The sequence below is a fragment of the Chitinasiproducens palmae genome, from assembly GCF_900095735.1.
Taxonomy (GTDB): domain Bacteria; phylum Pseudomonadota; class Gammaproteobacteria; order Burkholderiales; family Burkholderiaceae; genus Chitinasiproducens; species Chitinasiproducens palmae.
The window spans coordinates 96,157-105,943 of record NZ_FNLO01000017.1 but is presented as its reverse complement, the minus strand read 5'-3'; the positions used below and the strand labels follow the sequence as shown (position 1 = coordinate 105,943).

General features: G+C 67.7%; 6 protein-coding genes. 4 read left to right on the top strand and 2 right to left on the bottom strand.

Features of this window, described 5'->3' with window-relative positions; genetic code table 11:
- A partial coding sequence (locus BLU54_RS24330) for a hypothetical protein (protein WP_235838083.1) occupies positions 1-182 on the bottom strand: 182 nt, incomplete at its 3' end.
- A gap of 562 nt (positions 183-744) precedes the next feature.
- Here BLU54_RS24330 and BLU54_RS22095 point away from each other — a divergent pair.
- Positions 745-1,002: a DUF1488 family protein gene (locus BLU54_RS22095; RefSeq protein WP_091913169.1), complete on the top strand. Its 258-nt coding sequence runs from the start codon at positions 745-747 to the stop codon at positions 1,000-1,002.
- 268 nt (positions 1,003-1,270) lie between these two features.
- On the opposite strand, the gene BLU54_RS22090 is transcribed toward BLU54_RS22095, so the two are convergent.
- Positions 1,271-2,662: a sugar porter family MFS transporter gene (locus BLU54_RS22090; protein ID WP_091913167.1), complete on the bottom strand. Its 1,392-nt coding sequence runs from the start codon at positions 2,660-2,662 to the stop codon at positions 1,271-1,273.
- Between the two features lie 1,216 nt (positions 2,663-3,878).
- On the opposite strand from BLU54_RS22090, the gene BLU54_RS22080 reads away from it, so the two are divergent.
- From BLU54_RS22080 to tig, 3 genes are all read left to right on the top strand, one after another.
- Positions 3,879-7,358, top strand: coding sequence for a mechanosensitive ion channel domain-containing protein (locus BLU54_RS22080; RefSeq protein WP_091913163.1), 3,480 nt, complete (start codon positions 3,879-3,881; stop codon positions 7,356-7,358).
- A gap of 2 nt (positions 7,359-7,360) precedes the next feature.
- Positions 7,361-8,359: a 2-dehydropantoate 2-reductase gene (locus BLU54_RS22075; protein WP_091913161.1), complete on the top strand. Its 999-nt coding sequence runs from the start codon at positions 7,361-7,363 to the stop codon at positions 8,357-8,359.
- 94 nt (positions 8,360-8,453) lie between these two features.
- The gene (gene tig / locus BLU54_RS22070) at positions 8,454-9,773 is read left to right on the top strand and encodes a trigger factor (RefSeq protein WP_091913159.1); all 1,320 of its coding nucleotides are present in this window, start codon (positions 8,454-8,456) and stop codon (positions 9,771-9,773) included.
- The last annotated feature ends 14 nt before the right edge of the window (positions 9,774-9,787 follow it).

Sequence of the window (9,787 nt, the reverse complement as noted above, 5' to 3'; positions counted from 1 at the left end):
CCGCCGAACCCGCCGAACCCGCCGAACCCGCCGAACCCGCCGAACCCGCCGAACCCGCCGAACCCGCCGAACCCGCCGAACCCGCCGAACCCGCCAAACCCGCCAAACCCGCCAAACCCGCCAAACCCGCCAAACCCGCCAAACCCGCCAAACCCGCCAAACCCGCCGCCGAGCAGGGGCACCTATGGTCAGACAAACCAAGTCGTGGCCGGGGCACGCCACTTCGTTGGTTCGTCAATCCGCTGCCTTTCGCGCTTATCCCCACAAATGGCGTATCGCCGCATCGACCCGCACTGACCCGCATTCACCGCCCGTGGCACTGGCGTCTTGCCGTTGCGCTCGTTGGACGGCGGCAACGCACAGCAATGCGTCGCGATACAGTTCGCGCGTGCGCGGATCGCAAGCGGCTGAGGGCCTGCAAAGGCCGATCAGTGGTCCAACGCTGGCCTACTCATTAGCGCGTATCGGCGCCACCATCCCGTTCGAGGACGCACATCGGATGACAACGGGCAAAGTGACACTCATAGGACAGGGTGGAGCAGACGGCACTCTGCATGGCGCTTCACGTCAGTACTGTTCATGCATACAGTATAAGCTGATGCCCCGGAGGCTTGTCAACTGCGCGTGCCACCGTGTTCCAGGCTCAAGCATCAGCGCGGTCAATCCCCTGGCGGAACGGACCTATGAATGGCGGCGAACGGTCACATCGCGCGTGTTAGGATGGATTTTTGAGGCGAGGCAGCGATGGAACCGTCCGGCCGCGTAGTCGCTTTGGAGGACGCAACCGCGCGCGCCGTGGTCTTCCGTTTCATTGAGGCGGGCCAGCGCCGGCTTGGTGTGATTTCGTGTGCGCTGCTCGTCGAACGGTTTGGCGCGGACCCCGCGGGCATCAACGCGCTCGCTGCGTTCCGCACGCACGAGTCCGCCATCGTCGCCGCGGCGCGGCGGCATGCGGCGCATCGTTCACGGGTCGTCCTGTCGCGACAACTCTTTGAAGACTGAGCCGGCGCTTGCGCCCGCTTGCCGGGGCCGCTGCTGGTTCATCGAAAGGCTTCGACGATCTACATGAGCGCAGCTACAGCAGGTAGCGCAATGATGGCTTCAGGGCAATCGCTGCCTCCCTGATCCCGCGCGCTCGGTCGCGCTTTGGCGCAAATCCGTCGCCGGTCCGCCTCCAGTCCGTCGCGCTCGGGCACCCGCGGATCCCACCAGCCGCTGCGGCGACTGCGTCTCTTGGCAAGCCACGCGTTACGGCGATCACGCAGCTGCGTCAGCGCCCGATATCGCGCAGCGGAAAGCCCGCCAGCAGCTTCTGTTCGATCTGCTCCAGCGTCACGCCGCGTGTCTCCGGTACCAGATAGAACACGACAGCGATGAACGCCGCGTTCAGAACGGCATAGCCGCCGAAGGTCGCTGCCGGTCCGAACGCATTGATGAGTGAAAGAAACGTCGCACCGGTCAACGCGTTGCTGATCCAGTTCGTGAACGTCGACACCGCGATCCCGAAATCGCGTCCACGCGCGGGCTGGATCTCCGAACACAGCACCCAGACGAGTGGACCGGCGGACATCGCGAAGCCGGCGACCAGCAGCAGCAACATGCCCACCGCCAGCACCTGTTCGAACCGCGAGGCGACGCCGAGGTGGAACAGGATGGCCAGCGCACCCATGCCGGTTGCCATGATGGCAAAGCCGGCGTACAGCACCGCCTTCCGACCGCTGCGGTCGACCAGCGCGATCGCCACGAAGGTTGCCAGCACGTTGACCAGGCCGACCATCACCGTCGCTCCGATCTGGTGTTGCGCCGAGGCGAAACCGGCCAGGTCGAGAATGCGCGGCGCGTAGTACATCACCACGTTGATTCCGGTCAATTGCTGAATGACCTGCAACAACATGCCAAGCGCCAGCGACCTACGGAAAGCGGGCTGGTGACGCAGCAGCGCCCAACCGCGTTGCTGAACATGCAGAACGCCGTCGATGTCGCGCAATTCCGCGTCCGCGTCGGCCGGGTCGCCACGCAGTCGGAGCAGGATGTGTCGCGCTTCCGTACGACGTCCTCGGCTCATCAGCCAGCGGGGACTGCTGGGCAGGGCCACGACTCCGCACAACAACACGGCCGCCGGGAAGGCGACGATGCCGAGCATCCAGCGCCAACTGCCAGAGAAGCTGAATGCGGTGTTGGACAGAAACGCCGCAAGAATACCGACAGTGATCATCAATTGGTACAACGAAATCATCGAGCCGCGCAATGCGGGCGGTGAGATTTCGGACAGGTAGAGCGGTGCCGTGAAGGACGCCACGCCGACGGCGAGGCCCAAGATCAGTCGTGCGACGATCAGCACGTGCGCGGACCACGCGGCCGCGCACAGCGCCGAGCCGATCAGAAACAGCACCGAGGCGACGAGGAGCGCGCTCTTCCGGCCATATCGGCTGGACAGTTCGCCGGCGGCCAGCGCGCCGCCCGCCGCACCCAGCATCATTGAACTGACGATCCATTCCTGCATCCGGTCGCTCACCTGGAATTCCTTCGAGAGGAACGGTAGGGCGCCGGAAATGACCCCGATGTCAAGGCCGAACAGCAGGCCGGCCAGCGCCGCCAGATAACATGGCACGAGTGCGCGGCGACGGTGCGCATGGGGTGTCGACATAGTAGTGGTACTCATCCTTACAGCGTCATCGAGATGCCCGGCAGCGGTGTCGGACACGGCACGCCGGCATGGGTTGGCAATACATGCGCGTCGCATGCTTCCCCTCCGCTGGATTTCGCGCGAAGGGCAGACCGACTATCGCGCGGTGATCGCGACAACGTCATCAGGTTTAATTCTTAGTACAGCTGGTTTATGCCCCGCGCGAAAACATTGTTGACAGTGTTGCGCCCTTCGGTGGGGGTCGGTGATAGCGCGTTGGCCTCGTTGGAGCGTTGAGCCGCAGTAGCGGCTCCGGTCTCCCCGTGGTTCGGGCGTCACATGACGGTCCGCGGCGCGAAGGTTTTCCGCGGCGAGTGACGGTCGCGTCGGCGACGCGGGCCAGCGCAGGAGCGCCAGCGCGCCGCGCTGGTAACGAAGACGGCGACGACGCGCTTCGACCCGGCTGCCCGACGGCAACGCAGGCGCCCGCCGTGTCAGTGACCGCCAGCGACGCAACGCGCGCGGCGCAGTGGCCTGAATCGGCTGAACTGCCAAGCCGTCGACGGCACGTGCGGACGGCAGCGAACCGACGCGAAGCGGCACGTCTGAGCAAGCGTCGCAGCGCCGTCGCGCCAGCCTATTCTCTGGGCTGGCCAGGTGGCTGTCATGCGGCCAGCGCCAAACTCTGCAAGAATTGACCGGTGTCAGTGTCCCGCATGCTCCGTTCATTGCCGCGCTGGCCTGCACCGCAAGCGCCTTCGCGCAGCCGCTGACCGCGGCAGCGATCAGTCGTCGACGCTAGCTCGATGCCAAACCAGATTTGGGTCGATGCCGAGCCTGCGTGGCGGCGCCAGCGATCGAGCCGGTCCTTGGCCGTGCATGCCGATCGCATGACGGCCCTGTGGACCGCCGCGGCGGCCATCGGTCGCATTGGCCACATTGGCCCCATTTGTCTGGGAAGCGGTTGCGCGCGCTGCGCACCCGCGCCCGCAACGCGGTCGGTGCCGAAGCTGCGCTTCCGCGCCGCCAAAACCTGGCGGGTGTCTAGTGGTGGGTGGCGTGTAGTTCGCGTGTCGCCGCGCCTGGCACCGGTGGTGAGCGTGGTCAACCGACGCCGCGTTTCGCGCAGGCTGGAGAAGTCGGCACGCGGATTGTCGGACACACTGATTCGAGGACGCCCGCGCGGTGCGTCTCCCGCCTGCGCGGCGATGCGCGCGAAGCGCGTCACCCGCGGGTATCGAAGTGAGAGCCTATGAGAAAGTTTGCACAGTCGCTGACTGTCCTCTGCCGGCGATGGCTGCCGGCAGTCGCCCTGGTCGGATTTGCTGCGAGCGCCGGTGCGCAGAGCGACCCGCCTGCCCGCGCCGCGACGCTCAGCCCTGCCGAAGCGGCGCACGCGCTGTCGATCCTGGAGGATCCACAGGCACGTCGCCGCGCCGTCGAGACGCTACGTTTGCTGGCGCGGGCTGGCCAAACGGCGGCGGTCGACGTACCGGTCTACGCCTCGTCGGCGGCCGCGGCGTACCCGACTGCCGGCAGTCCTGACCTCGCTGCGTCGAGCGCCGATGCAAGCCGCGTCGGCAGGCAAGCCACGGCAGACGGCTATGCGGCCGGCCAGGCCGGCACCTTGACGCAGGGGAGCGGTGCTCCGGGCGCATCCGCGCAGCCTCAGGCAGCGGCGGCGACGCCGAGCCAGGCGCAGTCCCAGCCGTCAATCCAGTCGTCGCCCCAGACAGGGGCGGGCGCGGGTGCATCGAGCGCGGCTCTCGCGGCGAACCAATCAGTCCCGCAGGCGGCCCTGCAGCCGGGCCAGCAACCGAGCCAGCAGCAGGTACCGCAGCAAATTCCGCAGCAAATTCCGCAGCAGACACTGCCGCAGGCATCCCAACAAGCCGCTCAGCAGGCCCCCCAGGCGGCCGTGCCGGTTCAGCAAGGCGGGCAGGGTACGGCCGGCTATGTGGCCGGTGCACTCGGGCTGCCGCCCGCCGTGGGTCGGCTGGTCGCACCGGCGGCGCCTGCTGCGCCCGCCACCGCCTCGTCGACGGCGGCGCCTGCTGCCGATGCGAGCGCCGCGGCGGCGGAGCCGGCGTCGAGCGCGCTGGTGACCTCCAATGGCCTGACCGCGCAGTTGATCCGACAGGCCAACCGCTGGAGCGACGATGCGGTGCGGCAGATCCGCCGCGTCGGCGAGGCGGTGGTCGACCTGCCGCGCATGATGTCGTGGTGGCGGGGTGTGTTCGACAGCCCGGCCAAGCGCCAACGCGCGCTGACCGCGCTCTGGCAGATCGGTGTGCTGATCCTCGGCGCCTTGCTCGCGGAGGCGCTGTTGTCCTGGCTCCTGCGCAAGCCGCGCCGCCTGCTGCGCGAGCGGGCCTCGGGTGCGGAAGCACGTGCGCTCGCGGTGCAGACGCGGGCGGCCGATCTGGAAGCGCAGGTTGCGGCGCACCGTGCGCCGACCGATCAGGACTCGCCCGTCGCCGCGCCGCCGTCCCGCGATCCCAGGCTTGCTGCCGCCGACGAGGTCGGTGCCGAGTCGGTCCACCGCGACGAAGCCGACGTTCCCGACGCATCGCCCGGCATGGTCGAGGCGCATCCGGCGGTGATTCGGGCCGCAGCGGAGCGTGCTGCAAGCGAGATGGCCGGCGCCACGAGCGCGGTTTCACCCGCTAGCGATGCGGACGACGCCGGCCGCAACGCGTCCGCGAAACCGACTGCCGATGCACCGCCGGCCGCTGAGGAGGATGCGCAGTTGACCGATGCGCAGGCGCGTGCGATCGAGGAAGACCGCGTTGCGCGCCAACGCCAGGCGCTGGCCAGTCACCCGGCGGCGCGCGAGGAGGCGAAGGAAGTGTCGGCCGCCACCGCCGCTGCAGCCCCTTCGGCGGTGCCCGAACGGGCCGCTGCGGCGCAGGCAGCCGCCGACAACGGGGTTGCAACCGTCGACGACGCGAACACCGCGCGCGGTCGGCGGCATGCCGTGCGGCACCGCAGCCTGCTGCGCGTGCTGCCGCTGGGCGTTGCCGCGCTGGTGCTGGAGCTGCTGCCGCTGCTGGCGTTCCTCGGCGTCGCCACGCTGGCCAGCCGATGGCTTACCGGCGGCACTGGCCCGATCGACGCAATGGCGGACGCGCTGATCAATGCCTACATCACGCTGCGGGTGGTGATCGCAGTCACGCGACTGCTGGTCTCTCCGGACGCGCCGGCATTGCGCCTGGTGCAGATTTCGAACGACGGAGCACGCTACGTCCTGCGCTGGATGATCACGCTGAGCGCGATCGCCGTGTTCGGCCGCGCGCTGGCAGAAGTTGCGCAGGTCTTCGGTGTGGCTGCCAGTGCCCGCATCGCGTGGCTGAAACTGGTTGGGTTGGTGTTCCATGCCGGACTTTTCGTCGTGGTGCTGCAGACCCGCAACGCGGTGGCGGCACGCATTCGCGGCGTCGGGCAGGGCCGGTTGACCGGCCTGCGCGACTGGCTCGCGCGGGTATGGGTGTACTTCGCCGGCTTGCTGGTGATCGCGGTCTGGCTGGTCTGGGCGCTCGGGGTCGAAGACGGTCTGCAGAAGCTGCTGCATTTCATCGGCGTCACGGCCCTGGTGGTGGTGGTCGCGCGCGTCATCGCGATCCTGGCGCTGGGTGGCCTGGCGCGCCTGTTCCAGCAGCAGGACGCGGCCTCGCAGGATGGCACGCCGACGCGAACGGCAGGCGAGCAACGGCGGGCTGATCGTTACTATCCGCTGGTGCGCGGCGTGGTCTCCGCGGTGATCACGATCGGTTCGGTGATCGCCCTGTTCGAGGCCTGGGGCGTGGGTGCGATCGGTTGGCTGACCCATGGCGTGATCGGGCGGCACCTGGCGTCGGCGGCGCTGACCATTGCGGTTGCCGCCGTCGTCGCGGTATTGGTCTGGGAGACCGTCAACATCCTGGTCGAACGGCGCCTGCAGCGGTGGCGCGACGATGGCGACCTGGTGCGCGCGGCGCGCCTGCGCACCTTGCTGCCGATGTTCCGCACCTTGCTGTTCATCGCGATCGCGATGGTGGTCGGCCTGACCGCGCTCAACGAGATCGGAGTCAACACCACGCCGCTGCTGGCGGGCGCCAGCCTGATCGGCGTCGCGCTGAGTCTGGGCTCGCAGAACCTGATCAAGGACTTCGTGACCGGCATCTTCCTGTTGATGGAAAACGCCATGCAGGTGGGCGACTGGGTCACGGTTGCGGGTGTTTCCGGCAGCGTCGAGTACCTGTCGATCCGGACGGTGCGGTTGCGCGCCGGCGACGGTTCGCTGCACACCGTCCCATTCAGCTCGGTGACGACCGTGAACAACGTCAACCGCGGCCTCGGCAATGCCGCGGTGCGGGTCAGCGTTGGCTTCGACGAAGACATCGACCGGGTCAGCGCGGAACTGCAGGCGATCGCCACCGGCATGCGCGCCGATCCGAAGTATCAGGACGCGATCCTCAACGACCTCGAGCTCTGGGGCGTGGACGCCGTCACCGGGGCGACCGTCACGCTGGCCGGACAGATACGCGCACGGGACAGCGGCCGCTGGGGCGTGCAGCGCGAATTCAACCGCCGCATGCACGAGCGCTTCCGCGCGCTGGGCATCGTGATCTACAACCCGGACCAGCGGGTCGTGTCCGGCGAGCATGTTACAGTCGCGCCGAATCAGGGCCGGACGGCACCGCCCCACTCGGCGCCCCACGTGGCGCCCGCCAACCATACGGAGACGCAATGAACATGAAAATCGCGGTGGTCGGCGCGGGGGCCATTGGCGGCTTGCTTGCGCATCGTCTGGCGCGCACCGGCGTGCAGGTCAGCCTGTACGCGCGCGGCGCGACGCGGCAGGCGATCGAGCGCGACGGTCTTCGGCTGGTACAGCCGGACGGGACCGAACTGGCGCCGCTGCGTCTCGCGGTGAGCGACGATGCGGCGCAACTCGGCACGCAGGATTACGTCGTCATCGCGGTCAAGGGGCACGCACTGCCCGGCCTGGCGGCGCGGCTGGCGCCGCTGATCGGCGCCGACACGCATGTGGTCAGCGCGATCAACGGCTTGCCGTGGTGGTTCCTGGAAGGCATCGACAGCGCGGTGGCGGGCGAGCGTATCGAGGCGGTGGACCCTGATGGCGTGGTCAGCGCCGCGCTGCCTCGCGAGCGTGCGATCGGCTGCGTGGTCCACATGGCCGCGTCGACGCTGGCGCCCGGGGTGGTACGCCACAACTCGGGCAATCGCCTGGAGCTCGGCGCCGCGCGCCCGGTATCGCAGGACGCGGCCGCGCGGCTCACCGCGCTGCTTGCCTCGGCCGGTTTCGACGCGGTGGCAGTCGCGTCGATCCACCGCGCAATCTGGGCGAAGCTCTGGGGCAACATGAACATGAACCCGCTGAGCGCGCTGTCCGGCTCGACCACCGATCGTCTGCTGGACGATCCACGCACGCAGGCGCTGGTACGGCGCATGATGGAAGAGGCCGTGGCGGTCGGGGAGCGCCTGGGCGTGCCGGTCGGCATGAGCATCGACGACCGGATCGCGGTGACGCGGCAGCTCGGCCCCATCAAGACGTCGATGCTGCAGGACGCCGAAGCCGGCCGGCCGATGGAAATCGCGCCGATTCTCGGCGTCTTTCCCGAGCTGGGCGCGCGCCTGGGTGTGCCGACGCCGTTCTGCGAGGCCGTGCTGGGCCTGCTCGCGCAACGCGACGCAAACCTGCAGCACGCTTTTCAGGGGCGCCCGGAATAGTTTGCTAGAATAGCCGGCTCTTAAGCTGGGCGCGGCTTGGGCGCCTGCGGCACCCGCACAGCAAACAACACGGCAAACAATACGGATCGAAGCAATGGCAAACGGTGTAGAGAATCTCGGCAAGCTGGAACGGCGCGTCGTCGTATCGCTGGCGAAGGATGCGGTCAGAAAGGACGTCGAGACGCGACTCCGCACGGCCGCGAAGAAGATGCGCATGCCGGGTTTCCGTCCCGGCAAGGTGCCGATGAAGCTGGTCGAGCAGCAGTACGGTCCGCAGTACGAAGCCGAGGCGATCAGCGATCAGGTCGGCCGCCGTTTCTTCGAACTGACGCGCGACGAGAACCTGCAGGTCGCCGGTCAGCCGCGTTTCGAGCCGGCCGAAGCCGCCGACGACCAGATCGCGTTCAACGCGACTTTCGAGGTGTATCCGGAAGTGAAGCTGGGCGACGTCGCGACGGCCGAGATCGAACGGACCGTGACCGACATCGGCGACGCGGAAGTTGATCGCACGCTCGACATCCTGCGCAAGCAGCGCGTGTCGTTCAACGAGAATGCCTCGACCGACGAGGCGGCTGCCGACGGCGACCGCGTGACGGTCGATTTCCTCGGCAAGATCGACGACGTGGCCTTTGAAGGCGGCACCGCGACGGATTTCGTATTCACCCTCGGCGAAGGCCGGATGCTGCCGGAATTCGAGGCGGCCACCAAGGGTCTGAAGCTGGGCGAGCAGCGCGAATTCGAGCTGGCGTTCCCCGAGGATTATCACGGCAAGGAAGTCGCCGGCAAGACCGCCAAGTTCACGGTCACGCTGAAGAAGCGCGAAACGCCGAGCTACCCTGAGATCGACACCGAATTCGCCAAGTCGCTGGGTATCGCCGACGGCGACATCGAGAAGATGCGTGCGGAAATCCGCGACAACCTGGGACGCGAGGCGAAGCGCCGCACCCAGGCCGCGCTGAAGAACCAGGTGATGGATGCGCTGCTCGGCATCGCCGAACTGGACGTGCCCAACGCGCTGATCGAGCAGGACCAGGAGCGTCTGGTCGAGCTGGCGCGTCAGGATCTCGAGCAGCGTGGCGTGCCGAACGCGAAGGACGCACCGATCCCGGCCCAGATGTTCAAGGAACAGGCCGAGCGCCGCGTCAAGCTGGGCCTGGTGCTCGCCGAGCTCGTCAAGCAGAAGGACCTGAAGGCGAAGCCGGACCAGATCCGCGCCGAAGTCGAGGAATTCGCGAAGAGCTACGAGGATCCGAAGGAAGTGATCCGCTGGTACTACTCGAACCCGCAACGTCTGTCCGAAATGGAAGCGTACGTGGTCGAGAACAATGTGGTCGAATATGTTGTCGGTCTGGCGAAGGTCAGCGACAAGCAGGTGCCGTTCGAGGAGCTCGCCGCGAGCGCGAACAACGCCTGAGCGGCAGATGTGCC